Origin of the sequence: Micromonospora sp. NPDC051227 (assembly GCF_044455385.1) — a bacterium.
GTDB lineage: Bacteria > Actinomycetota > Actinomycetes > Mycobacteriales > Micromonosporaceae > Micromonospora.
In genome coordinates this window covers 319,875-345,059 of the sequence record NZ_JBITET010000007.1, presented here as the reverse complement: position 1 = coordinate 345,059, position 25,185 = coordinate 319,875, and the positions used below count along the sequence as shown (strand labels likewise).

Annotated in this window: 19 protein-coding genes; 15 read left to right on the top strand and 4 right to left on the bottom strand. The window is 72.9% G+C overall.

Annotation, left to right across the window (positions count from 1 at the left end; genetic code table 11):
- Positions 1–215: 215 nt before the first annotated feature.
- Entirely contained in the window at positions 216–629 is a 414-nt protein-coding gene (locus ACIA47_RS20125; protein WP_396709741.1) for a nuclear transport factor 2 family protein, read from the top strand.
- Between the two features lie 9 nt (positions 630–638).
- On the opposite strand, the gene ACIA47_RS20120 is transcribed toward ACIA47_RS20125, so the two are convergent.
- Positions 639–2,783, bottom strand: a complete 2,145-nt coding sequence (locus ACIA47_RS20120) for a prolyl oligopeptidase family serine peptidase (protein ID WP_396709739.1) — start codon at positions 2,781–2,783, stop codon at positions 639–641.
- An 87-nt stretch (positions 2,784–2,870) separates the two neighbouring features.
- Here ACIA47_RS20120 and mshB point away from each other — a divergent pair, with 87 nt between their 5' ends.
- From mshB to ACIA47_RS20105, 3 genes are all read left to right on the top strand, one after another.
- On the top strand, positions 2,871–3,797 hold the full coding sequence (gene mshB, locus ACIA47_RS20115) for an N-acetyl-1-D-myo-inositol-2-amino-2-deoxy-alpha-D-glucopyranoside deacetylase (protein WP_396709737.1): 927 nt from the start codon (positions 2,871–2,873) through the stop codon (positions 3,795–3,797).
- Entirely contained in the window at positions 3,794–4,252 is a 459-nt protein-coding gene (locus tag ACIA47_RS20110; RefSeq protein WP_396709735.1) for a hypothetical protein, read from the top strand. The genes mshB and ACIA47_RS20110 overlap by 4 nt, the downstream gene beginning before the upstream one ends.
- A 114-nt stretch (positions 4,253–4,366) precedes the next feature.
- Complete coding sequence (locus tag ACIA47_RS20105) at positions 4,367–4,831, top strand: hypothetical protein (RefSeq protein WP_396709733.1); 465 nt, start codon at positions 4,367–4,369, stop codon at positions 4,829–4,831.
- A 287-nt stretch (positions 4,832–5,118) separates the two neighbouring features.
- Here the strand turns inward: ACIA47_RS20105 and ACIA47_RS20100 are convergent, their stop codons facing one another.
- Positions 5,119–6,090 carry a GNAT family N-acetyltransferase gene (locus tag ACIA47_RS20100; RefSeq protein WP_396709731.1) on the bottom strand — a complete coding sequence of 324 codons (972 nt, stop codon included), beginning with the start codon at positions 6,088–6,090 and terminating at the stop codon, positions 5,119–5,121.
- 79 nt (positions 6,091–6,169) lie between these two features.
- Here ACIA47_RS20100 and fdxA point away from each other — a divergent pair, with 79 nt between their 5' ends.
- From fdxA to ACIA47_RS20075, 5 genes are read left to right on the top strand one after another with little or no spacing between them, the layout of a single operon-like run.
- A complete protein-coding gene (gene fdxA / locus ACIA47_RS20095; RefSeq protein ID WP_030490464.1) occupies positions 6,170–6,496 on the top strand; it encodes a ferredoxin in 327 nt (108 codons plus the stop codon).
- The gene (dapC, locus tag ACIA47_RS20090) at positions 6,493–7,596 is read left to right on the top strand and encodes a succinyldiaminopimelate transaminase (protein WP_396709775.1); all 1,104 of its coding nucleotides are present in this window, start codon (positions 6,493–6,495) and stop codon (positions 7,594–7,596) included. The genes fdxA and dapC overlap by 4 nt, the downstream gene beginning before the upstream one ends.
- A gap of 22 nt (positions 7,597–7,618) precedes the next feature.
- Positions 7,619–8,638 carry a prephenate dehydrogenase gene (locus ACIA47_RS20085; RefSeq protein ID WP_396709729.1) on the top strand — a complete coding sequence of 340 codons (1,020 nt, stop codon included), beginning with the start codon at positions 7,619–7,621 and terminating at the stop codon, positions 8,636–8,638.
- 13 nt (positions 8,639–8,651) lie between these two features.
- Entirely contained in the window at positions 8,652–9,299 is a 648-nt protein-coding gene (locus ACIA47_RS20080) for an SIMPL domain-containing protein (protein ID WP_396709773.1), read from the top strand.
- Entirely contained in the window at positions 9,299–9,946 is a 648-nt protein-coding gene (locus ACIA47_RS20075; RefSeq protein WP_396709727.1) for a nucleoside/nucleotide kinase family protein, read from the top strand. Before ACIA47_RS20080 ends, ACIA47_RS20075 begins: the two co-directional genes overlap by 1 nt.
- On the opposite strand, the gene ACIA47_RS20070 is transcribed toward ACIA47_RS20075, so the two are convergent.
- Positions 9,943–10,500 carry a sugar O-acetyltransferase gene (locus tag ACIA47_RS20070; protein ID WP_396709725.1) on the bottom strand — a complete coding sequence of 186 codons (558 nt, stop codon included), beginning with the start codon at positions 10,498–10,500 and terminating at the stop codon, positions 9,943–9,945. The genes ACIA47_RS20075 and ACIA47_RS20070 overlap by 4 nt on opposite strands.
- A 136-nt stretch (positions 10,501–10,636) precedes the next feature.
- Between ACIA47_RS20070 and ACIA47_RS20065 the strand changes: the two genes are divergently transcribed.
- Positions 10,637–13,996, top strand: coding sequence for a S8 family serine peptidase (locus ACIA47_RS20065; RefSeq protein WP_396709771.1), 3,360 nt, complete (start codon positions 10,637–10,639; stop codon positions 13,994–13,996).
- A 51-nt stretch (positions 13,997–14,047) separates the two neighbouring features.
- Here the strand turns inward: ACIA47_RS20065 and dapD are convergent, their stop codons facing one another.
- Positions 14,048–15,007 (bottom strand): 2,3,4,5-tetrahydropyridine-2,6-dicarboxylate N-succinyltransferase, encoded by a 960-nt coding sequence (gene dapD / locus ACIA47_RS20060; protein ID WP_203124631.1) that lies wholly within the window; start codon positions 15,005–15,007, stop codon positions 14,048–14,050.
- Between the two features lie 78 nt (positions 15,008–15,085).
- Here dapD and dapE point away from each other — a divergent pair, with 78 nt between their 5' ends.
- The 5 genes from dapE (at position 15,086) to ACIA47_RS20035 (ending at position 25,149) form a co-directional block, all read left to right on the top strand.
- Positions 15,086–16,159, top strand: coding sequence for a succinyl-diaminopimelate desuccinylase (gene dapE / locus ACIA47_RS20055; RefSeq protein WP_396709723.1), 1,074 nt, complete (start codon positions 15,086–15,088; stop codon positions 16,157–16,159).
- A gap of 372 nt (positions 16,160–16,531) precedes the next feature.
- Positions 16,532–17,386, top strand: coding sequence for a TIGR00730 family Rossman fold protein (locus tag ACIA47_RS20050; RefSeq protein WP_203124635.1), 855 nt, complete (start codon positions 16,532–16,534; stop codon positions 17,384–17,386).
- A complete protein-coding gene (locus ACIA47_RS20045) occupies positions 17,386–17,931 on the top strand; it encodes a TIGR00730 family Rossman fold protein (RefSeq protein WP_203124637.1) in 546 nt (181 codons plus the stop codon). Before ACIA47_RS20050 ends, ACIA47_RS20045 begins: the two co-directional genes overlap by 1 nt.
- A gap of 152 nt (positions 17,932–18,083) precedes the next feature.
- Positions 18,084–21,659: an ATP-dependent helicase gene (locus tag ACIA47_RS20040; protein WP_396709720.1), complete on the top strand. Its 3,576-nt coding sequence runs from the start codon at positions 18,084–18,086 to the stop codon at positions 21,657–21,659.
- Positions 21,660–21,723: 64 nt separating this feature from the next.
- The gene (locus tag ACIA47_RS20035; RefSeq protein ID WP_396709718.1) at positions 21,724–25,149 is read left to right on the top strand and encodes an ATP-dependent helicase; all 3,426 of its coding nucleotides are present in this window, start codon (positions 21,724–21,726) and stop codon (positions 25,147–25,149) included.
- Positions 25,150–25,185: the final 36 nt, after the last annotated feature.

Sequence of the window (25,185 nt, the reverse complement as noted above, 5' to 3'; positions counted from 1 at the left end):
AAGATCCCTACCAAGTGACACATGTATCGGGACTTCATCACTGACAGATGTCATGGGACTGAATAGTCACGCGCTGACGGAAACTGTCCAAGATTCACGGCCCCGGCGTCGCCGGAGATCAGCCAAGATGGGTACGCCGGGCGGCGCTGACGCTCAGGCTGGCGTGCTGGGGGCATCGACGTGGGCAAGGACGCTGATGCGCCGGGCTCGTGGGATTGTCGCTGGCGCTGGCTAGGGTCCGCGCCGTGGATGACACCTCGACGGCCCGGCAGGCCGCGCACGCCTACGTTGATTTTCTGGAGCGCCGCGACTGGTCCGGGTTGGCAGCCCTGCTCACCGATGATGTGGTCTACGAGATGCCGCAGACTCGGGAGCGCATTCGCGGCAAGGACGCGTTTCTGCGGTTCAACACCGAGTATCCCGGCGACTGGCACCTCCGGCCGCGACGGGTGATCGCCGATGGCCGCCTGGCTGCCCTGTTGCTCGACGTTTGCGTCGGTGACGAGCAGCAGGACGCGTGCGTCTGGCTGGAGATGTCCGAGCATGGGCTGATCAGCAAGATCATCGACTACTGGCCCGAACCGTACGACCCGCCGCAGGGCCGGGAACACCTCGTGGAGCGTTGGTGATCGTGGCCGTTACAGCAGGTGGGTACGGAGGAAGTCCAGCTCCAGGGGGAGCAGCCGCTCGGCGGTGCCGTTCGCGGCCAGATGGGTAGCCCCGGTCAACGGCAGCACGGCGTGCGGCCGGCCGGTGCTCAGCAGGGCCGCGGAGAGCCGGAGCGTGTGCGCGGCCACCACGTTGTCGTCGGCCATGCCGTGCACCAGCAGCAACGGGCGAGCCTGGTCCGGGCTGGTGACCGGCTCGGCGGCCAACTCGACGAGCGAGTGGTGCGCGTAGATGTCCTGGCCGTCTTCCGGCAACCCCAGATAACGCTCGGTGTACGCGGTGTCGTACAGCGCCCAGTCGGTCACCGGGGCACCCGCGATTCCGCACCGGAACAGCTCCGGGTGGCGCAGCACCGCCAACCCGGCCAGCCACCCGCCGAACGACCAGCCGCGCACCCCCACACGGCCCAGGTCCAGGTCCGGGTGCTTACCGGCGAGCGCGGTGAGCGCGTCGATCTGGTCGGTCAGGATCACGTCGGCGACCCGCCGGTGGATCGCCTTCTCGAACGACGGCGCCACGCCCGGCGTACCCCGGTTGTCGATGGTGACCACCGCGAACCCGGCGTCGGCCCACCACTGTCGTTCCAGCCACGCGGCCCGCGCCGCCACGACCTCCTGGTGCCCCGGGCCGCCGTAGATGTCCAGCAGCACCGGCAGCCGCCGGCCCGTCACGTGGTTGTCCGGGTAGAGCACCGCCGCCGGCAGCCGCCGATCGGTCACCCGTTCCAGCAGCGGCAACGGAGAGTACGGCGGGGCGGCGGCGAACGAGCGCAGCTCGGCGATCTCCTGATCGCCCCGGCGCACCGTCCAGCGCACCCCGGCGTGATCTAGCGATGCGACGCCGACGGCCAGCACGTCCCCGCCCACCGCGGCGGTGTACCAGCCGGAGTCGGTGGTGAGCCGACGAGCGTCCACCCCACCGCCGATGGTGGTGCGGACCCGGAACAGGTGCCGCTCGCTCGGCTCGCCGTCGCTCGCCTCCACCAGCAGGTCGGCCGGGCCGGCGGCGGCCGGCAGCCGACCCACCACCCGTCGTACGTACAGCGACGGCGGTGTGAGCAGGGTGCCGTCGGCGAACAGGCACCGGGCGTCGTACCCGTCGTGGGCCAACTCCCCACCGACCAGCACCCGGCCGTCCGGCAGGTGCGCGGGGGTGCCGGCGATCGGCTCGACCCAGCGCGGATCGGCCAGCTCGGCGTGCACCTGCGTCTCACCCGTGCGTGGGTCCACGGCCAGCACCAGCCCGTGCTGCTGCGAGCGGCGCAGCACGGTGATCAACGGACTGCCCTCACCCCAGCTGACCCCGGTCAGGTACGGGTAGGTTTCCCGGTCCCAGTGCACGTCGACCCAGCCGTCGTCCAGGTCCAGCAGGTGCAGGCTGACCTCCGCGTTCGGGCCACCGGCCCGGGGGTACGCGACGGCGGTCGGGGGGCTCGCCGGCTCGGCCGGGTCGTGCAGGTGCCACCGCTCCAGGCGGGACTCGTCGACCCGGGCGGCGAGCACCGAGCGGCCGTCGGGCGCCCACCAGTACCCCCGGAACCGGCCGAACTCCTCCGCCGCGATGTGCTCGGCCAACCCCCAGCTCACCCCGGCGTCCTCGCCGGCCAGCAGGGTGTCGGTGCCGTCGGGGTCGATCACCCGCAGCTGACCCCGGCGTACACCCTCGGCCGCGTCGGTCACGTACGACAGCCGCTGCCCGGTCGGGTCCGGACGTGGGTCCAGCACCGGGCCGACGGCCGCCACCTCCACCACGTCGCCGTGCACCAGATCGGCCCGGAACAACCGCCCGGCCAGCGCGAACACCGCAACCCGGCCGGCCGCGTCCAACGCGTACGAGCCGATGCCGGCGGCGCTGAGCCGCAGCCGCTCGCGTAGCGCGCGTTCGCCGGGGGAGAGGGACCGGACGTCCCCGCCCTCGCCCAGCAGGGTCGCCGGATCGGCGACCAGCCGCTCCTCGCCGGTGCCCACGTCCAACAGCCAGAGCGCGTCCGCCGGATCCTCGGGGCCGGCAGAGCGCAGGAAGATCACCCGGGAGCCGTCCTCAGCCACCGAGACAGCGCGTGGCGCGCCGTGGCTGAACCGTCGGGTGCGGGCGGCCAGCTCCGGAAAGTCCACACGCCAAATCGTAGAGCGGGAGCGGGGGTGATGTGGCCTACCTGGGCGGACGCGTCAGCGTCGGCCGGGGGAGAACCGCCAGTTAGAGTGACCGTCGTGACGATGCTGCCCGACCGCCGCCTGCTGCTGGTCCACGCGCACCCCGACGACGAGTCGATCGGCACCGGCTCGACGATGGCCCACTACGCCGCCGAGGGCGCGCACGTCACGCTGGTGACCTGCACGCTCGGCGAGGAGGGCGAGATCCACGTGCCCGCGCTGGCCCAGCTCGCCGCCGCCGAGGCCGACCAGCTCGGCGGGTACCGCGTGACCGAGCTGGCCGCCGCGTGCGCCGCGCTCGGCGTCAGCGACCACCGCTTTCTCGGCGGCGCCGGCCGCTACCGCGACTCCGGGATGATGGGCCTCGCGACCAACGAGCACCCCCGGGCCTTCTGGCAGGCCGACCTCGACGAGGCCGCCGGGCACCTCGTGGAGATCATGCGAGAGGTACGCCCGCAGGTGCTCGTCACGTACGACCCGAACGGCTTCTACGGCCACCCCGACCACATCCAGGCGCACCGGGTGGCCATGCGCGCCGTCGAGCTGGCCGCCGCCGAGGGCTGCGCCCCGCTCAAGGTCTACTGGACGGCCATGCCGCTCAGCGTCCTGGAGGCCGGGATGACGCATTTCGCCGAGTCCTCCGACAACCCGTTCGCCGGCATCGAGGACATCGCCGATCTGCCCTTCGGCACCCCGGACGCCCAGATCGCGGCCCGGATCGACGGCACCGACCAGCACACGGCCAAGGAGGCCGCGATGCGGGCGCACGCCACCCAGATTCCGGCCAACTCGTGGCTCTACTCGATCGCCGGCAACTTCGGTGGCGAGTTCATGGGCGTGGAGTTCTTCACCCTCGCGGTCGGTGAGAAGGGCCCGGGCACCGGGCCGTACGGCTGGGAGGACGACCTCTTCGCCGGCCTGCCCGCGGAGACCGCCCCGGACCGGTCCCCGGTCGCGGCGGCGGGTCTCCGGTGACAGTGCCGGCCGTACCGGTGACGGTCGTGGAGGACCAGGAAGCCCCGCCCCCGGCGGGGCCACCGTCGCGACTGCTGGACCTGGGCGTCCGGGTGGTCGGCGCGATCGTGGTGGTCCTCGCCGGTGTGCTGACCGGCGTACTGGAGCTGCTGCTCGCCACGGTTCGCGTCGGCGGGCAACTGGTCGGCGTGTCGGTGCTCCTCGCCATCGGCGCCAACATCGTGCTGAGCTGGTTCGCGTACGAGGCGGTCGGTCGTCGCTGGGCGGTGGCGCTGCCGGCGGTGCCGTGGTTCGCGCTGATGGCGGTCGCCGCCATCCGGACCAACGAGGGCGACCTCTTGCTGGCCGGCGACAACTGGGTTGGGCTGGCCATGATCGTGGCCGGCGCGATGACCTTCGCGGTGATGGGCTTCCGGCAGATCCTCGCCCCGCAGCCGCCCCTGCTCGGCAGCTGACGCCCGGTTGCTTTGGGGTGCTGCCGTTTGATGACGTCTCCCAGGTAAGGGTGGTAGATATTCCTGCCAGGGATGCGAACCCCGCGACGGGGCGTACGGCAGGAGGGTCCGGCGATGGACAAACGGTGGCGTGATCTCGGTGTGCTCGTAGCGGCACTGTTCGCGGTCAACGTGGTCGCCCGACTGATCACCAGGTTCGGCTTCGACAGTGACGACACTGCCGCCGACCGGGTGTCGCTGGCGATGTTCACGGTGATCGGCCTGACCCTCGCCGTGGTCGCCTTCCGCTGGGGCCGACGCCGGCCGCTGGCCGACTGGGCAGCCGACATGGCCCTCGTGGTGCCGGTGGCGATGCTGCTGACCGTGCTGGTCGGGCCCCTGCTGGTCGGTCACAACCCGTTCGCTGGCGGCGCGGCGACGTTCTTCGCCCAGATCTGGCTCTACCTGCTCGCCACCGGTGCCGGGTTGCTGATCGGCTATCTGGTGCTCACGGCGCTCGGCCGTGACTACCGCTCTCAGCAGCTCAAGCGATACGCCGAGGTCAAGGCCGCGAAGCCCCGCCGAGTCGTCCGCCGCTGATCACCGCTCGTCCTGGGCCGCTCGTCCGGGCCCGCTCGTCCGGGCCCGTTCGTGCGGCCGCCGGCGCTTGATCGACTCGGCTTCCTTGAAGTCGGGGGGTCCCGGGCGTCCGGATGCCGCGACTTCCTGAAAGCCGAGTGGATCAAGCGCCGGGCCGCTGCTGCGCCGGGCCGTGCCGCCGCCGGGCCGCCGCCGGGCCGCCGCCGCCGGGCCGTGCTGCCGCCGGGCCGTGCTGCCGCCGGGCCGCCGCTGCGCCGGGCCGCTGCCTCGTCCGACGGCGGTCGAGGTCAGTCTGGGGCGACCCGGGTCAGGTAGGTGTGGTGGGTGACGAGGCCGAGCCGCTGGTAGAGCGCGACCGCCGCCGTGTTGCGCTGCTCGACCTGGAGGAACACGTGCGTCGCGCCGCCCGACACGCCCCAGCTGGTCAGTTCGTGGATCACGCGGCGGGCCAACCCCTGGCGGCGGGCCGCCGGTAGGACCTCGATCAGGCTGAGGCCCAACCAGCGCCCCTGGCCGGTCACTGTGCCGCGACCGACGGCCATCAGGGTGGCGTCGACGTACACGTGGGCGAAGCGGACCTGGTCCACGGCGGTGAGGACGTGCCGGGCGGCGTCCGGCAGGCCGCCCTTGCGGCCGGCGGCGATGGCCAGCCAATCGTCGCTGGGCGCGGTCGCCAGCTCGACGACCGCACTGCCCCACCCGTTCGCCTGACCGCTGGCGGACGTCGACGCAGGCAGGGGCAGCGGTGCGGTCTGTACCAGCGTCGGCGGGCGGGTGCCCCAGCCGCGGGCGTCCAGCTCGGCGCCGACCGGAGCGGCGAGGGGCAGCGGGGTATTGATCAACGCGGGTTGCCCCCGCTCGGCGTACCAGCGCTCCACCGCGTCGACAGCGGCGGCCAGTGGTCGGTCCGGGTCGCCGATCGGCAGTGCCGAGTTGGCGCGCCCGGTCCAGCCCTCGGCCGACCGGAGCAGCCAGTCACCGAGTCGGCCCCGGGTCGGTGCCGGCCAGGCCTCGTCGGCGGCCCGCTCCAGCGCCACGACCGCCGCGGCGGTCGGCCGACGGGTCGGCGGAACGCGCTTGGCGCGGTGGACCTGCGCCACCGGGACCCGAAGTGGCCCCTGAGCGGTGGCCAGCGTGAGATGAGTCTCGCTCAGCTCGACCAGCTCGCCGAGGGCATCGGAAAATAGCGGGCGGCCTTCACGAATCCCCACAATCCGGCGGACCACGATCCGGTGTCCCACATCCTGCTGTCGGAGCACGATCGACCCCCTCCCCGGCGAGATACTAGGCTCTTACCGTCGCGGGAGATCGCGGCGAGTCTTGCGGAGGAGAAGACCGGTGACCTACATCATCGCCGAGCCGTGCGTAGATGTGCTCGACAAGGCATGCATCGAGGAGTGCCCGGTCGACTGCATTTACGAGGGCAATCGGATGCTCTACATCCACCCCGACGAGTGCGTCGACTGTGGTGCCTGTGAGCCCGTCTGCCCCGTGGAGGCGATCTTCTACGAGGACGACGTCCCGGAGCAGTGGAAGGACTACACCGGCGCGAACTACGAGTTCTTCGAGGACCTGGGCTCGCCCGGTGGCGCCTCGAAGGTCGGCAAGGTGGAGAAGGACGCCACCTTCGTCGCCGCGCAGCCGCCGCGCGGCGAGGGCCACTGAACCGGCCCGCGCCGGTCTCGTCGCGGCTGCCCGAGTTCACCTGGGACACCCTGGACGCCGCGGCCACGCTGGCCGCGGCGCATCCGGAGGGCCTGATCAACCTCTCCATGGGTACGCCGGTCGACCCGGTGCCCGAGGTGATCCGGCGGGCGTTGGCTGACGCGTCCGATGCTCCCGGTTACCCGCTGACCGCCGGCACCCCGGCGCTGCGGGCCGCGATCGCGGCGTGGGTGTCCCGAGCCTGTGGCGCCGGCGTCGATGGTCTCGGTGTGCTGCCGACCATCGGCTCGAAGGAGTTGGTGGCCTGGCTGCCCACGCTGCTCGGCATCGGCCCGGGTGACGTGGTGGTGGTGCCGTCGATCGCGTACCCCACCTACGAGGATGGCGCCCGGCTGGCCGGCGCCACCGTCGTTCGTACCGACTCGCTCACCTCGCTCGGGCCGACCCCGCGGGTCCGGTTGGTCTGGGTCAACTCGCCCGGCAACCCGACCGGTCGGGTGTTGCCCGCGGCGCACCTGCGCAAGGTGGTCGACTGGGCCCGCGAACGTGGCGCGGTGGTCGCGAGCGACGAGTGCTACCTGCCCCTGGGCTGGTCGGCCGACCCGGTCTCGGTGTTGTCTCCGCAGGTCTGCGGGGGCAGCTACGCCGGGGTGCTGGCCGTGCACTCGCTCTCCAAGCGGTCCAACCTCGCCGGCTACCGGGCCGGTTTCGTCGCTGGCGACCCGGCGCTCGTCGCCGAGCTGCTCAAGGTCCGCAAGCACGCCGGCATGATCGTGCCCGCGCCGGTGCAGGCGGCAATGGTGGCCGCCTTAAAGGACGAGCGACACGCAGAGGAGCAGCGGGAGCGTTACCGCGCCCGGCGGGAGGTGCTCGCCGCGGCGTTCACCGGTGCCGGGTTCACCGTCGAGCACTCCGAGGCGGGCCTGTACCTCTGGCTGACCAGGGGTGAGGACTGCTGGCAGACGGTCGACTGGCTGGCCCGACGCGGCATCCTGGTCGCTGCCGGCGTCTTCTACGGCCCGACGGCCGGGCAGCATGTCCGGGTCGCCCTCACCGAGTCCGACGAGCACATCGCCGGCGTCGCGGCACGTCTCGCCTGATCGCGGCTCCGGGCGGTCGAGCATGGTGGACAGGCCAGGTGCGCGGGTACGGGCGGCGGTGGTCGGCACCGGCCTGATCGGTGGCTCGGTGCTGCTCCGGATGGTCGCCGCCGGCATCGACGTGGTCGGGTGGGACCCGGACGAGGCCACCCGGCGAGAGACCCGCCGGTTGGGCGTATCCGCGCCGGACCGCCTGGTCGAGGCGGTGACCGACCGGGACGTGGTCTTCCTGTGCGGGCCGTTGCCCACCCTGCCGGCGACGCTGGTCGAGGTGGCGGCGATGACCGGTGAGCAGTGTGTGCTGACCGACGTCGGAAGCACCAAGGAGCAGGTGGCGGCGTTCGCCGCAACGCAGGGGCTGACGCACCGGTTCGTGCCCGGCCACCCGATGGCGGGCACCGACCGGGCCGGCTTGACGGCCGCCCTGCCGGACCTGCTCACCGGCGCGGCCTGGGTGCTCTGTCCGGCGCCCGGGCCGGCCACCACCGCGTTCCGCTGGCTGGCCGAGCTGCTGGTGGAGGTCTTCGAGGCCCGGGTGGTGCCGATGTCCGCCACCGAGCACGACTCGGCCGCCGCGCTCGCCTCACACGTGCCGCACCTGCTGGCCGGCGCGCTGGCCGGCGCCGTGCAGCGCGCACCGCTGCGCGACGCGATCCTCGCCCTCGCCGCCGGCAGCTTCTCCGACGGCACCCGGGTCGCTGGAACCCCGGCCGAGCGGACCGCCAACATGCTGCTCGGCAACCGGGACCGGGTGCTGCGTGAACTGGCCGAGGTCACCGCGTTCCTGGACGACCTGGCCGCCGCGCTGCGCGCCGACGACGCCCCGGTGCTCGCCGCACGCTACGACGAGGCGCGGGCCGCCCGCGCGGCGCTGCGCGACCGGCGGTTCGACGCGTACGACAGGCAGTTCCCTGCCGGTGGTGACCACGCCGCAGAAGTGTCCTGGTTGCGCGAGCTGGGGGTGGCCGGCGGTTACCTGACCGGCCTGCACGTCGACGCGGACACTGTCTCCTACGCGGCGCGGCGCCCCGTGGCTGACTAGGCTGAGGGGCATGGTGGTGGACGGTCCGGTGGTGCAGGTGCGCGGCGAGGCGTACCGGGAGGTGCCGCCCGAGCTGGCCCGGTTCGCTGTCACCGCGACAGCTCGCGACCGGGACCGGGAGGCGACGCTGACCCGGTTGGCCGAGCGGGCCGCGGCGGTCCGGGTGCTGCTGGACGGCTCTGGGCCGGCGGTGGCGCGGCGGGAGACCGGCGACCTGCGGGTGCGGCCGGAGACCCGGCGCTCGGGTGAGCGGGTGGTCGCCTGGCACGGCAGTGTCACCACCACCGTCACGGTCACCGACTTCACGGCGTTGGGTGAGCTGATGCTCCGGCTCGCCGACCAGGACCAGGTCGAGGTGGCCGGCCCGTGGTGGGAGCTTCGTCCGGACAGCCCCGCCCACCGTGCGGCCCGGCACGCCGCGATCAGCGACGCGCTGCTGCGGGCGCGGGAGTACGCGGAGGCGCTGGGCGCCCGGGTCACCTCGTTGATCGAGCTGGCCGATGCGGGCCCCGCCGACCGGCCGATGTTCGCCCGTGCGGCCTTCGGCGGCTGTGGTGGCGCGGGCGGTGGTCCGCCGGAGCTCGAGCTGGACCCGCAGCCGCAGACTGTGCAGGCGGCGGTGCAGGCGCGGTTCACCATCAGCGACCCGGTTCTGGGCTGATGTCGCCGGCCCGGGTGCTGTCCGCCGACGAGTTGGTGGCGCGGGCGTTGGTGCTGGCCGAGGCCGGCCCGCGACAATTGCTCGGCATCGCCGGTGCGCCGGGCGCCGGAAAGTCCACCCTGGCGGAGCGGATCGTCGCCGAGATCGGGTCGGCCGCCTGCCTGGTGCCGATGGACGGCTTCCACCTGGCGCAGTCGCAGCTGGTTCGCCTGGGCCGCGCCGACCGCAAGGGCGCGGTGGACACCTTCGACGCCAACGGGTACGTCTCGCTGCTGCGCCGGCTGCACCGGTTGGAGCCGACGTCGGTCTACGCGCCGGAGTTCCGCCGGGAGTTGGAGGAGCCGGTGGCCGGCGCGATCGAGGTGCCGCCGTCGGTCCGGCTGGTGGTGACCGAGGGCAACTACCTGCTGTTGCCGGACTTTCCCTGGCAGGAGATCCGACCGCTGCTGCACGAGGCGTGGTTTCTCGACCTGGACGCCGAGGTGCGGCACCGCCGGTTGACCGTCCGGCACGAGGCTTTCGGTCGTTCGCCGGAGCAGGCGCGGGCGTGGGCGCTGGGCAGCGACGAGTCGAATGCCGCCCTGATCACCCCCACCGCCGACCGGGCCGACCTGGTGGTCCGCCTGTCGGATCCGCCGACGGTCTAGCCGAGTTCGCGGATCGGCCGGGCCGGGTTGCCGACGGCCACCACGTCGGCGGGCAGGTCCCGGGTGACCACCGCGCCCGCGCCGACGACGGTGTTCGCGCCGATCGTCACGCCGGCCAGCACGATCGCGCCACCGCCGAGCCACACGTTGTCGCCGATGGTGATCGGCCTGGCCGCCTCCCACTTGTCCCGTCGCGGGCCGGCCTCGACCGGATGCGTCGGGGTGAGCAGCTGCACGTTCGGGCCGACCTGGACGTCCGCGCCGAGGGTGATCCGTGCGACGTCGAGGAAGACCGCGTTGTAGTTGACGAAGCTGCGCGGGCCGATCCGGATCTGCCAGCCGTAGTCGCAGTAGAACGGTGGGCGGATCCAGGTGCCCTCGCCCAGTTCGCCGAGGAGTTCCCGCAGTGCCGCGATCCGGGCCTGTGGATCGGCCGCGGGACTGGTGTTGAAGCGTTCCATCAGCCGAGCGGCCCGGTCCAGGTCGGCGATGATCTCGGGATCGTCGGCGATGTATGGCTCGCCGGCGAGCATCTTGTCCTTCATGGAGGTCACCGCCCGATCATGCCGGCCCGGTTCGTCGGCTCGTGGCGGGTCTGTCATTTTCTGGCCTTCATTTTACATACCCAGTATGCAATTCTGATTTGTCAATGTGACTCCATCCATCAAGACGCTTGACGAGGAGGATCCGTTGCACCAGGGAAGAAGATTGGCCGCTCTCGGCCTCGTGTTCGCGCTGGCGCTCTCCGCGCCGGCTCCCGTCTCAGCCGCAACCACCGTGCCCGCCCCACCCGGCGGCACCGGCCCACAGTCCACTCCGGGTGGACCCACCGTCAACCGTTCGACCACCGTCACGCTGATCACCGGTGACCGGGTCACCGTCACCGCGTCCGGCGCCTCGGTCCGGCCCGGCGCCGGTCGCGAGGACGTGCAGTTCCTGGTCCAGCGCGAGCGCGGACGACTCACCGTCACGCCGACGGACGCGCTGCCGTTGCTGCGCTCCGGCCGGGTGGACCGGCGACTCTTCGACGTCACCGGGCTGGTCGAGGCCGGCTACGACGACGCCCACCGCAACACCCTGCCGCTGCTGGTGGCATACGGCTCGGCGGGTACCGCCAAGCGTGCCTCGGCCGCCCTTCCCGGCACGCGGGTCACCCGCGACCTGCCCGTGATTCGCGGTGCCGCCCTGAACAGCGACAAATCCTCCCTCGGCGCGGTGTGGGAAAAGGTCACCACCGGTCCCGCTGCGGCCCGGCTCGACGCGGCGGGGGGCGTCGAGCGGATCTGGCTGGACGGACGTCGACGGGTGACCCTCGACCACAGCGTGCCGCAGATCGGCGCGCCCACCGCCTGGGCGGCCGGGTTCACCGGTACGGGCGTGTCCGTCGCGGTGCTGGACACCGGCGTCGACGCCACCCATCCGGACCTGGCCGGCAAGGTGGCCGAGGCGCGCAACTTCACCGAGGTCGCCGACGCTCGGGACACGGTCGGCCACGGCACCCACGTGGCCTCGACCATCGCAGGCACCGGCGCGGCCTCCGGCGGCAAGTACCGGGGTGTGGCGCCGGACGCGACGCTGCTGGACGGCAAGGTCTGTGAGGACGCCGGCTGCACCGAGTCGGCGATCCTCGCCGGCATGCAGTGGGCCGCGGTGGAGAAGAAGGCCGCCGTGGTCAACATGAGCCTCAGCGGCTGGGACACCCCGGAGGTCGACCCGGTCGAGGAGGCCGTGCAGACCCTGACCGCGCAGACCGGCACGCTGTTCGTCCTCGCCGCCGGCAACGACGGCTCGGACGGCTCGGTCGGCTCCCCGGCCAGCGCCGACGCCGGGCTCGCCGTGGGTGCGGTGGACCGCGACGACGAGCTGGCCGACTTCTCCAGCCGGGGCCCGCGAGTCGGCGACGACGCGCTGAAGCCGGACATCACCGCGCCCGGCGTCGACATCGTCGCCGCACGGTCCGCCAACGGCGTCATCGGCGACCCAGTGGGGGACCGCTACGTCACGCTCTCCGGCACCTCGATGGCCACCCCGCACGTGGCCGGGTCGGCCGCGCTGTTGGCTCAGCAGCACCCGGGATGGCGGGCCGACCGGCTCAAGGCCACTCTGATGGCCGCCGCCAAGCCACACCCGGACCAGACCGCCTACCAGCAGGGAGCCGGGCGGGTCGACGTCGCACACGCGATCACCCAGCAGATCACCACCGACCCGGTCAGCGTCTCGTTCGGGCGTGCCCTGTGGCCGCACGCTGACGACGCCCCGATCACCCGCACGGTGACCTGGCGCAACGACGGCCCGGCCCCGGTGACCGTGGACCTCAGCATCGAGGGCGCCGGCCCCGGCGGTCGGGCGCTGCCGGCTGGCCTCTTCGTCCTGGGCGCCAGCCAACTCACCGTGCCGGCGGGCGGCACGGCCGCCACGACCGTCACCGCTGATACCCGGCTCGGCGACGCCGACGGTTACTGGACCGGGCGGATCGTGGCCCGATCCGGGGCGGCGGTCGCCGTCACTCCGCTGGCCGTGAACCGGGAGGTGGAGAGCTACACGCTCACCGTGGAGCACCTGAACCGCGCCGGCGCGCGCACCGCGGACCACTGGACCGCGCTGGTCGGGATGGACACCTATGGCTCCTGGGACCTCGTCAGTTCCGACGGGGTGGCCACCGCGCGGGTGCCCAAGGGGCACTACGGCCTGAGCGGCCTCGTCTTCGAGCCCGGTCCGGAGGATCAGCAGCCCGGGATGTCCCTGTTGATGCAGCCCGAGGTGACCGTCGAGCGGGACACCCGGATCGTCGTGGACGCCCGGCGGGGCAAGCCGGTGCGGACGACCGTTCCGGACCGGACAGCCGTCCCACAACTGATCGACCTCAGCGGCAACTTCACCGCCGACGACGGCAGTGGGTACGGAATCGGGCTCTGGGCGGAGACGTTCACCGGCCTGACCAGCGGTCAGATCGGCAAGCCGATCTCCGCCGACAAGTTCGTCGCCACCGTCAGCAGCCAGTGGACCAAGCCGGACCCGGTCAACAGCCCGTACCTGTATGCGCTGGCCGAAGCGATTCCTGGCCGGATGCCCACGGGGTTCGTCCGAAACTACACCCGACGGGACCTGGCCACCGTCGTGCACCAGTTCCGCGGTGGTTACCCGGGCATGGCGGCCGAGCGGATCGTGCTCGCCGAGCTGGAGTACAACGTCGGCTATTCCGCGCTGATCCTGCCCACCGTCGTGCCCGGCCAGCGAGTCGAGTACTACAACACCAAGAATGTGAAGTGGGAGTCCGAGGTCTACTTCGGAACACTGGACGAGGAAGGGTGGTTGAGCCCGCAGGCGGCGCTCTTCTCCACCCCCACCGCGTACCGGGCCGGGCGGACGGTCCAGGAGATCTGGAACCAGGCGCCGTACGCATCGTCCTTCCCGAGGCCGCGCTGGCCGCACCAGAGCGTCACCCGGGTCGGCGACACCATCCTGGTCGACGTGCCGATGTTCAGCGACGCGGCCGGGCACCCGGGCGCCTCGCTGAGCGACAGTGAGCACACCGAGCTCTGGCGCAACGGCAAACTGGTCGGCGAGAGCGAGTACGCCGGCTACGGAGAGTTCACAGTGCCACCGGGTGCGGCGGACTACCGGCTCGTCACGTCGTCGAAGCGAAGCTTCACCGACCTGAGCACCGAGGTGGAGTCCAGCTGGACCTTCCGGTCGAGGCACGTCGCCGGTGAGACGCCGGCCCGGCTGCCCCTGTCGGCGGTGCGCTTCGCGCCGCAGCTGCGGGTCGACAACAGCGCTCCGGCCGGCCAGGGCTTCGTCGTACCGGTAACGGTGCAGCGGCAGCCCGGCGCACCGGCCAGCCGAGTGGAGAAGCTCGCCGTCGATGTCTCGTACGACGGCGGGAAGACCTGGAGCAAGGCGAAGCTGGTCCGCACCTCCGCCGACGGCTGGTCAGCCCTTTTGCGGCATCCGGCTGGCGCCGGCCACGTGTCGCTGCGGGCCACCGCCCGGGACACCGCCGGCAACACGGTGACCCAACGGATCATCCAGGCGTACCGGTTGCGCTGAGGCGTACCCCGTCCGGGTCCGCGGCCGAGCGCCGCGGACCCGGCGGGTCCGTCAGTCGTTGGCGTGCAGGGCGGCGTTCAGCTCGATGCCCCGGCCGGTGCGCGGCCGGGCCTCCAGCCCGCCGGTGACCGAGTTGCGCCAGAACAGCAGGCCGTCGACGCCGGACAGCTCCCGGGCCTTGACCACGCGGCCATCGGGGAGCGTGATCTTCGACGCGGCGGTGATGTAGCAGCCGGCCTCGACCACGCAGTCGTCGCCGAGCGAGATCCCGACGCCGGCGTTCGCGCCGACCAGGCTCCGCTCACCGATGCTGATCTTGTCGGTGCCGCCGCCGGAGAGGGTGCCCATGATGGAGGCCCCGCCGCCGATGTCGGAGCCGTCGCCGACCAGCACGCCCTGCACGATCCGCCCCTCGACCATCGAGGTGCCGACGGTGCCGGCGTTGAAGTTCACGAAGCCCTCGTGCATCACTGTGGTGCCGGCGGCCAGGTGGGCGCCGAGGCGGACCCGGTCGGCGTCGGCGATCCGCACACCCGAGGGCACCACGTAGTCGGTCATCCGGGGGAACTTGTCGACCCCGTACACCGACAGGTGCCGGCCGGCGGCCCGCTCGATCACCCGCAGCTCGTCCACCCGCTCCGGAGGGCACGGCCCGGCGGACGTCCAGGCCACGTTGGCCAGCTTGCCGAAGATGCCGTCCAGGTTGAGCTGGTTGGGTCGCACCAGGCGGTGCGAGAGCAGGTGCAACCGGAGGTACGCGTCGGACGCGTCCTTGATCGGGTCGTCCAGCGAGCCGATCACGGTGACCACCTGCACGGTGCGCAGACCGGGCAGGGACCGGTCACCGAGCGCGGCCGGCGGCAGGTCGAGCACGTCCGCCTCGTCCTCGCCGGCGACCAGCGGTAGCTCGCCCAGGCCCAGCTTGCCGGTCGGGTACCAGGTATCGAGCACCTGCTCGTCTGCGGTGACCGTAGCCAGGCCGATGCCCCAGGCGGAATCTGCGGACGTCACTGTTACACCTCTCGGTCACGGCCGGGCTGACCTCGGCTCGCTCCTCGCGCTGACAGACCTGAAGGTACCGTGCGAACCATGGAGAACCCGCTGACCCCCGAGGTCCTCGCCGATCCGGTGCAGCTGACCCGCGCTCTGGTCGACATAGAGTCCGTGTCCCTCAACGAGAAGGCGATCGCCGACTGTGTCGAAGAGGTGCTGCGGGGCGTACCGCACCTGACCACCCACCGGCACGGCAACACGGTGATGGCGCGCACCGACCTCGGTCGGTCGCAGCGTGTCGTGCTGGCCGGGCATCTCGACACGGTGCCGTTGAACAACAACTTTCCGTCGACCATGCGCGGCGACCTGATGTACGGCTGCGGCACCTCCGACATGAAGTCCGGCACCGCGTACGCGCTGCATCTGGCGGTGACGCTGCCCGAGCCGCGCTACGACGTGACGTACTTCTTCTACGAGGCCGAGGAGATCGAGTCCCGGTACAACGGGCTCAACCTCGTCGCCCAGGCATTCCCGGAGTGGTTGCAGGCGGACTTCGCGGTGCTGCTGGAGCCGACGTACGGCATCGTCGAGGCGGGCTGCCAGGGCACCATGCGCTCGGTGGTCACCACGACCGGGGTACGCGCCCACTCGGCGCGCTCCTGGCACGGGGTCAACGCCATCCACGCCGCCGGCGAGGTGCTGCGACGCCTCCAGACGTACGAGGCGCGCCGGGTCACCATTGACGGGTGCGACTACCGCGAGGGCATGAACGCGGTGCGGATCAACGGTGGGGTGGCCGGCAACGTGGTTCCCGACCTCTGTGAGGTCGAGGTCAACTACCGGTTCGCCCCGGACCGCACCCCGGCCGAGGCGGAGGCCCACCTGCGTGAGGTGTTCGCCGGCTTCGAGGTGACCGTCACCGACACGGCTGCCGGTGCCGCGCCCGGGCTTGACGCGGCCCCCGCGAAGGAGTTCCTGGCGGCGGTCGGCGCCGCGCCGATCGGCAAGCTGGGCTGGACGGACGTGGCGCGGTTCGCGGCGATGGGCATCCCGGCGCTGAACTTCGGCCCGGGTGACCCGAACCTCGCTCACCACCCCGACGAGCACGTCGAGATCAGCAAGATCCGCGACGGCGTCGCGACCCTGCACCGCTGGCTGGCCCCGGCCTGACCCGGGCCGCCCCGTCGCGTCCGGTCGCCCTGGTGATCAAGAGGTTTGCGTCAGCCTGGCCCGTTGTCGGCGACGCAAACCTCTTGATCGGCTCCGGATGGGGCGGGGGAACTGGGGGTCGGGTTCTGCTGGCGGGTGCGGCGGCGTTCGGCCACCACGTCTCGGATCCGTCGCTGCATCTGGCGACGGATCCGGATCATCTCGCTGTTACTGATCACGCTGTCTCCTCCCCCGAAGGCGCGCGCCGGGGCATACCCGGTATGTGAATAGTAAGACGTACGGGAGCGCCGAATAGTTGCCCATGATCCCGAACAATTTCTCGGCGTCCCCGCCCCGCGCACCCGAGCGGTGCTGCTCCACTACGGTTGCCCCATGAGCCAGAGCAACGGGCGGGAGGCCGGTCGCGGTCCGGGACAGGAGCGGCATCGCGGTGCGGTCACCCTGCGCAGAGGGGCGATCCCGAGCAGCACCGCCGACCAGCGACTGCTGGATTCACGGGGGCGGGGCGACTGGAAGACCAAGGACGCCTGGCGCGCGCTGCGCATCCTCGCCGAGTTCGTCGAGGGTTTCGACACCCTCGCCGACGTGCCGTCCGCGGTCAGCGTCTTCGGCTCCGCGCGCAGTGCGCCGGACAGCGCCGAGTGTCAGTTGGCTGAGGAGTTGGGCGGCGCGCTGGCCCGAGCCGGCTACGCGGTGATCACCGGAGGTGGGCCCGGAGTGATGGAGGCCGCCAACCGCGGCGCCAGCGAGGCCGGTGGGCTCTCCGTGGGTCTCGGCATCGAGCTTCCGTTCGAACAGGGCATCAACGACTGGGTCGACCTGGCCATCGACTTCCGCTACTTCTTCGCCCGCAAGACGATGTTCGTCAAGTACGCCCAGGCGTTCGTCGTGCTGCCCGGTGGGTTCGGCACCATGGACGAGTTGTTCGAGGCGCTCACCCTGGTGCAGACCGGCAAGGTCACCCGGTTCCCGGTGGTGCTCATGGGGGTCGCCTACTGGCAGGGTCTGCTGGACTGGCTGCGCGACACGATGGCCGCCACCGGCAAGATCGGGCCGGTCGACCTGGACCTGATCTGCCTCACCGACGACGTCAACGAGGCGGTCCGGTACATCGTCGCGTCGGAGGCCGCGCTCTCCGCCGAGCAGGAGGCGGTCCGCGAGGAGGCTGTCGCGCGCACCGGCGTTGACCAGCAGGCCGCTGCCGAGCAGGCTCGGGACCACGACTGATGGCGGCGATCTGCGTCTTCTGCGCCTCCTCTCGTACCCTCGATCAGCGCTGGTTGGACCTGGCCGCAGAGACCGGCGCGGAGCTGGCCCGGCGCGGGCACACGGTGGTCAGCGGTGGTGGCTGTGTCGGCATGATGGGCGCGCTGGCGGACGGCGCCCGATCCGCCGGTGGGCGCACCGTCGGCGTGATCCCGCAGTCGCTGGTCGACCTGGAGGTCGCCGACCTGGCCTCGGACGAGCTGCTGGTGACCGACTCGATGGCCAGCCGTAAGACCCTGATGATCGACAAGTCGGATGCCTTCCTCACCCTGCCCGGCGGGCTGGGCACCCTGGACGAGTTGTTCGAGGTGTGGACCACCGCCACCCTCGCCCTGCACACCAAGCCGATGGTGCTGATCGACACCGACGGGTTCTACCGCCCCCTGCTGGACTGGCTCGACGCGCTGGCCGACCAGACCTTCCTCAAGCCCGCCGGCCGCGACCTCCTGACGGTCGCCACCACCGTCACCGAGGCCCTCGACGTCCTGGAATCCCACCTAACCTGACCCACCCCCAGACCCCGGCCCGGCCGCGGTGTTCATGAAGTTGGCGACGTCGCTGTCGGCGTGTCGCGCTGCCAACTTCATGATCGACGGGGTGGGTTGGGGTGGGGTTCGGGGATTGGGTGGGTGTCGTATGGGTCTGATGGGATGAGCTGATGCAGGCGTACCGGTTGGTGCGGCGGCCCGGAGGGCCGGCGCGGGGGGACGGGACGACGCCTGACAGCGCTTCCGTGCCCGCCAGCGGCGACTTGTCCGGGGGCGGTGTCGGCGCGTCGGGTGGGCCCCATGCCGTGGCTGGGCCCGAGCTGGCCGTCGGCGGCGGCTGGCGGGCCGATCCGGTGCAGGCCGAGGTGGTCGGGCACACCGACGGGCCGATGCTCGTGCTCGGCGGCCCGGGCACCGGCAAGACCAGCACGCTGGTCGAGGCGGTCGCCGCCCGGGTCGCCGACGGGGTCGACCCCGAACGGATCCTGGTGCTGACCTTCGGCCGTCGGGGCGCCACCGCGCTGCGACAGCGCATCGAGGCCCGGATCGCGCAGGACGGCCACCGGGTGCTGCGCGAGCCGCTGGTGCGCACCTTCCCGGCGTACGCCTTCGGGTTGCTCCGCCGCGCCGCAGCCGAACGGGGCGAACCGTCGCCCCGGCTGCTCACCGGCCCCGAGCAGGATCTGATCATCCGTGAGCTGCTGGACGTGGTGGGCGAGGAGCCCGAGGACGACCCGGTCGGCTGGCCGACCGACCTGCGCCCCGCCCTGCGCACCCGGGCGTTCGCCGGTCAGCTGCGCGACCTGCTCATGCGCGCCGCCGAGCGCGGCGTGGGCCCGATCGACCTGGCCCGCCTGGGTGAGAAGCTCGGCCGCGCCGACTGGCCGGCCGCCGCCCGCTTCCTCCGCGAGTACGTCGCCGTGCTCGCGCTGCGCGATGTCAGCAACCGGGGCTCCATCGCGTACGACCCGGCGGAGCTGGTCCGGGCGGCCACCGGGCTGCTGCGCGACGACGAGGAGTTGCTGGCCGCCGAGCGTCGTCGGCTCGCGCACGTCTACCTCGACGAGCTGGCCGACACCGACCCCGCCCAACTGGAGCTGCTCTCGGTCATCGCCGGCGGTGGCAAGTCGCTTGTCGCGTTCGCCGATCCGGATTCGTCCACGTACGCCTTCCGGGGCGCCGACCCGGCCGGGGTGGCGACCTTCCCGCACCGCTTCCGGACGGCATCCGGGGCGCCGGCCGCGCAGGTGCTGCTGACCACGTCGTACCGGGCCGGGCCGGGTCTGCTCGCGGCGATCGCCCGGCTGGGTCGCCGGCTGCGGGGTCCGGCCGCGCACCGTCGGCTGCACCCCCTGCCGGACGCGCCGCCCGGCGTGGTCGAGGTGCACACCTTCCGCTCGGCGACCAGCGAGGCCGCCTGGCTGGCCCATGCGCTGCGCTCGGCCCACCTGCTCGACGGCGTGCCCTGGTCACGGATGGCGGTGCTGGTGCGGTCGACAGCGTTGCAGCTGCCCACCCTGCGACGGGCGCTGCACGCTGCCGGCGTACCCACAGTGGTGCACGGTGAGGATCTGCCCCTGCATCTGCAACCGGCGGTCGCGCCGCTGCTGCTCCTGCTGCGCTGCGCGCTGGAGCCGGAACGACTCGACGAGGAGGCGGCCGTCGCGCTGCTGCACTCGCCGCTCGGCGGGGCCGACCCGCTGGCCGAGCGGCGGCTGCGGCAGGGCCTGCGCGCGCTCGCGTTGGCCGGCGGCGACCGACGCCCCTCCGGGGAGCTGATCGTCGAGGCGTTGCAGGATCCGGAGGAGTTGGCCGGCATCGAACGGCGCTGGGCGGAGCCGGCGCAGGCGGTGGCCGGGCTGCTGGCCATCGCACGCGAAGCCGCCGCCCGGCCGGGTGCGACAGCCGAGGACGTGCTCTGGGCCGTCTGGCACGCCAGTGGTCTCGCCGAGCGGTGGGCCGGCGCGATCAACCAGGGGCGTCCGGAGGCCGGCGAGGGCGACCTGGCTCGACGTCGGCGGGCCGAGGCTGCCGACCGCGACCTGGACGCCGTGCTGGTCCTCTTCGACGCGGCGGCCCGGTTCACCGACCGGCTGCCCGGCGCACGTACCGAGGTCTTCCTCGACCACGTGCTCGCCCAGGACCTGCCGGCCGACACCATCGCCCCGACCGCCGACCGGGGTGCGGCGGTACGCCTGCTCACCGCGCACGCCGCGAAGGGCCTGGAATGGGACCTGGTCGCGGTGGCCGGCGTGCAGGAGGGCATCTGGCCGGACCTGCGGCTGCGCGGCAGCCTGCTCGGCTCCGAGCGACTGGTCGACATGCTGGCCGGCCGGTCGGTCGACGGGGCGACAGCGGCGAACGTGGTGGGTCAGACCTCGGCGTTGCTGGACGAGGAACGTCGGCTCTTCCACGTCGCCATCAGTCGGGCCCGGCACCGGCTGCTGGTCAGCGCCGTGGCGTCGGCCGCCGTCGGCGGCGACGACCACGAGGAGCAGCCCAGCCGGTTCCTGCACGAACTGGGCCCGAGCACACCGCCGCCGACCCCGCCGAGCACACCGCCGACAGCGCCCGGCCCGCCGCCGACCCCGCCGAACACGCCGCCAACCACGCCGACAGCGCCCGGCCCACCGCCCGGTCCCCGCACCGAGCCGTCCTCCGGCGGCACCGGCGGCTCTGCAGTGGGTGAGACCGGCGACGAGGAGCCGGGCCGCCCCGGGGCACTGCCGGTGACCCGTCCACCCCGGGCGCTCACCCTGCCGGCGTTGGTCGCGGAACTGCGTACCGCCATCACCGACCCGGCCGCCCCGGCGGCCCGGCGGCGCGCCGCGGCGGCCGAGCTGGCCCGGCTCGCCGCCGCCGGGGTGCCCGGCGCGCACCCCGACGACTGGTGGGGGCTGCGGGTGCTCTCCGACGACCGGCCGCTGGTCGACGACGGTGACCCGGTGCGGGTCACCCCGTCGGCCATGGAGAGCGCGTTGCGGTGCAGCCTGCGCTGGCTGCTGGAACGGCACGGCGGTAGCGGCCCGACCAGCACCGCGCAGGGGGTGGGCAACCTGGTGCACGCTGCCGCGATGCTCGCCGAGGACGCCAGCGCCGACCGGGGCGCGCTGCTCGACTACGTGGCCGCCCGGTTCGACGCGATCGAGCTGGCGGCCCGGTGGATGGCCGGGCCGGAGCGGGAACGCGCCGAGGCGATGGTCGACAAGTTGCTGCGCTGGCTGGCCACCAATCCGCGTCGGTTGCTCGCCATCGAGCACGAGTTCGCCGTCCGCCTGGACGACCCGAACCGACCCGTCGACCTGACCGGCCGGGTCGACCGGCTGGAGGTCGACGAGGCCGGGCGGCTCGTGGTGATCGACCTGAAGACGGGCAAGTCCACAGCTGTCACCGGCACCGACCTGGCGGAGCACCCACAGCTCGGCGCGTACCAGGCGGCGGTGGAGGCGGGGGCGTTCGCCGAGTTCGGTGACGAGTCCGGGGGTGCCGCGCTGGTGCAGCTCGGGACCTCCGCCAAGGACGCCAGGGAGCAGAATCAGCCCGCTGCCAGCGAGGGCCCGGCGGCCGGTTGGGCGACCGCGCTGGTCCGGCGGACCGCCGATACGATGGCAGCCGCCACGTTCGCCGCGGTGGCCAACTCGAAGTGCCGGGTCTGCCCGGTGCGCACCAGCTGCCCGGTCTCCGGGCAGGGTCGCCAGGTCGTCGAGCCGCCCACCGTTCGACGCACAGGTGAGGGCGAGGAGTGAGCTTGCGAGCCCAGTCGCGCGTGAGGGCGAGGAGTGCGCCGGTGTTGGGAACCGAGACGGCACCGTGAGTCAGCCCACCCTGTTCGGCGCGGGCCCCGCGCCGACACCCCGACTCGCGGACTCCGGCCCCCGGTACACACCGGTGGAGCTGGCCAAGCTGCTGCGGTTGCCGGCGCCCACCCGGGAGCAGGCCGCGATCATCGCCGCTCCGGTGGAGCCGCTGCTGGTGGTCGCCGGCGCCGGGTCGGGCAAGACCGAGACGATGGCCGCCCGGGTGGTCTGGCTGGTGGCCAACTCGTACGTTCGGCCTGAGCAGATCCTCGGGCTGACCTTCACCCGCAAGGCCGCCGGTGAGCTGGCCCATCGGGTACGGACCCGGCTCGACCAGCTGATCCGCCGACTCGGCCGGCAGGGACGGGACCCGCTGGGCGATCCGCTCGCGGGAGAGCCCACCGTCTCGACCTACCACTCGTACGCGGGGCGGATCGTCACCGAGCACGGGCTGCGGGCCGGCTACGAGCCGTCCACCCGGCTGCTCACCGAGGCGTCCCGCTGGCAGTTGGTCGACCTGTTGGTGCGCAACTACGACGGCGACATGTCCGAGGTGGACCGGATGCCGAGCACCATCACCGACGCGGTGCTGGCGCTGGCCGGGGAGCTGGACGAGCACCTGGTCGCGCCGGACGACCTGGCGGCCTGGACCGGTCGGTTCTTCGCCGAGGTGCAGTCCCGGCCGGGTCGGGTCTACGCCGACGTGCGTAAGGCGCTCACCCTCCAGCAGACCCGGTTGCGCCTGTTGCCGCTGGTGCGGGCGTACGCCCGGCGCAAGGAGGACTTCGAGGCGATGGACTTCGCCGACCAGCTCGCCCGGGCGGCCCGGGTGGCCCGGGACCATCCGGGGGTCGGCGTGATCGAGCGGGACCGCTTCCGGGTGGTGCTGCTCGACGAGTACCAGGACACCAGCCACGCCCAGGTGGTGTTGCTCAACGCGTTGTTCGGTGGCGGGCACCCGGTGACCGCGGTGGGCGACCCGTGCCAGTCGATCTACGGCTGGCGGGGGGCCAGCGCGGGCACCCTGGACCGGTTCCCCACCGAGTTCGCCCGCGCCAACGGTGAGCCGGCCCCGGCGCTGGGGCTCACCACGAGTTGGCGCAACCGCCCGGAGATCCTCCGGGTGGCGAACGCGCTCTCCACCCCGCTGCGGGCGGCGGGTGCCCGGGTGCCGGAGCTGCGCTCCGCGCTGACCGTCCGGGACCCGATCCCGCACCGCAGCCCGGGCGGCGCGGCCGGCGGTACCGTGCACTGCGCGATGCTGCCCACGTACGCCGACGAGGCCGACTGGATCGCCGACAGTGTGCTCGCCGCTTGGCGTGGGGCGGCCGGGATGCCGGGCGCGGCCCCGGAACACATCCCGGTGGCGCGGCGTCCGACGACAGCCGTGCTGGTCCGGGTGCGCAGCCAGATCCCGGCGATCGAGTCGGCGCTGCGTGAGCGTGGCCTACCGGTCGAGGTGGTCGGGCTGGGGGGCCTGCTGGACACCCCCGAGGTACGCGACGTGGTCTGCACGCTGCGGGTGCTGGCCGACCCGACCGACGGCGCCGCGCTGCTGCGGTTGCTCACCGGCGCCCGTTGGCGGATCGGGCCACGTGACCTGGTGGCGTTGCACCGGCGGGCACGGGCCATCGCGAACGCCCGGCGACAGGTGGCCGCGGACGAGGCCGCGGAGATCAGCCCCGACCTGTTGGACGAGGCGACCCTGGTGGAGGCGTTGGCCGACCTCGGGCCGGCGCAGGCGTACTCGGCGGAGGGGTTCGCGCGGCTGCGCGCGTACGGCCGGGAGTTGGCGCTGCTGCGCTACCGGCTGGACCAGGCGCTGCCGGACCTCATCGCGGACATCGAGCGGACCATCGGCCTGGACGTGGAGGTCGCGGTGCGGGCCGGCCGGGACGGCGCCGGCGACGCGGGCCTGGCCCGGGGGCATCTGGACGCGCTCGGCGACGTCGCGGCCCGGTTCAGCGGGGAGACGCCCGGCGCGACCCTGTCCGGGTTCCTGTCCTACCTGGCCGCCGCCGAGGACGAGGAGCGCGGTCTGGCGCCGGGCGAGGTCGAGGTGGTGGAGGGCGCGGTGCAGGTGGTCACCGCGCACGCCGCCAAGGGCCTGGAGTGGGACGTCGTTGCGGTGGCCGGGCTCAGTCGTGGTCTGTGGCCGGGGCCGGTCCGCAACTCCGACCACTGGCTGGGTGGGCTGGGCGTGCTGCCGTTCCCGCTGCGCGGCGATGCCGACGGGCTGCCCGAGTTGGCACTCGACGAGGCGGGGGACCAGCGGGCCGTGGCGCGGGCGGTGACCGACTTCACCGACGCGTGGCGGGCCCACGACGAGCGGGAGGAACGCCGGCTGACGTACGTGGCTGTCACCCGACCGCGCCGGCTGCTGCTCTGCTCCGGTTACTGGTGGGGAGAGGGCACGAAGCGACCGCGAGGTCCGTCGGTCTTCCTGCGGGAGGTGTACGACGCCTGCCTCGACGGCGATCCGGGGCACCTGATCGACGTGTGGGCGCCGGAGCCGACCCCCGACGCGACGAACCCCACGGCCGAGGTGGTGCTTCGCGCGGAGTGGCCGGCCGACCCGCTGGGCGGTCGCCGGCCGGCGTTGGCCGAGGCGGCCGGGCTGGTGCGTCGCCTGATGGCCGACGGTCCGGCGGCGGCGCTCCCCGGGCCGGTCGGGCCGGTGCTTGCCGGGCCGGTCACGCCGATCGGGTCGACGGTCGAGCCGGTCGAGCCGGAGGTTGATCCGGAGGTGGCGCGCTGGCAGCGCGAGGCGGACCTGCTGTTGGCGGAGCGCGCCGAGCTGACCCGGCTCTCCGGTGCGGTCGAGGTGGCGCTGCCCGGGGCGCTAAGCGTCACTCAGCTGGTCGCGCTGCGGCGCGATCCGGCGGCGCTGGCCCGTACGCTGCGTCGCCCGGTGCCGGCCGAACCCAACCCGTACGCCCGTCGAGGCACCGCCTTCCACGCCTGGCTGGAGCAGCGCTTCGGCGCCGACCGCCTGTTGGACCTGGACGAGCTGCCGGGCGCGGCCGACGCCGATGCCGCACCCGACGAGGCGCTGGTCGAGCTTCAGGAGCGGTTCCTGGCCAGCGAGTGGGCCGACAGGTCCCCGGTGGAGGTGGAGGTGCCCTTCGCCACGGTGATCGCCGGAGTGGTGGTGCGGGGCCGGATGGACGCGGTCTTCGCCCGGCCGGGTGGCCGGTTCGACGTGGTCGACTGGAAGACCGGCGCGCAGCCCACCGGGCCGGCGGCCGACGTGGCCGCCGTGCAGTTGGCCGTCTACCGGCTGGCCTGGGCGGAACTTGCCGGCGTGCCGGTCGACACTGTGGGCGCGGCGTTCCACTACGTCCGGCACGGGGTGACCGTTCGGCCCGCCGACCTGCTGGATGTGACCGGCCTCACCGCCATGATCGCCCAGTTGCCCGAAGATTCCGCCCAAGCTTGACCATGGCGGGGGGAGCTGTGGTAGCTTATCCGGGTT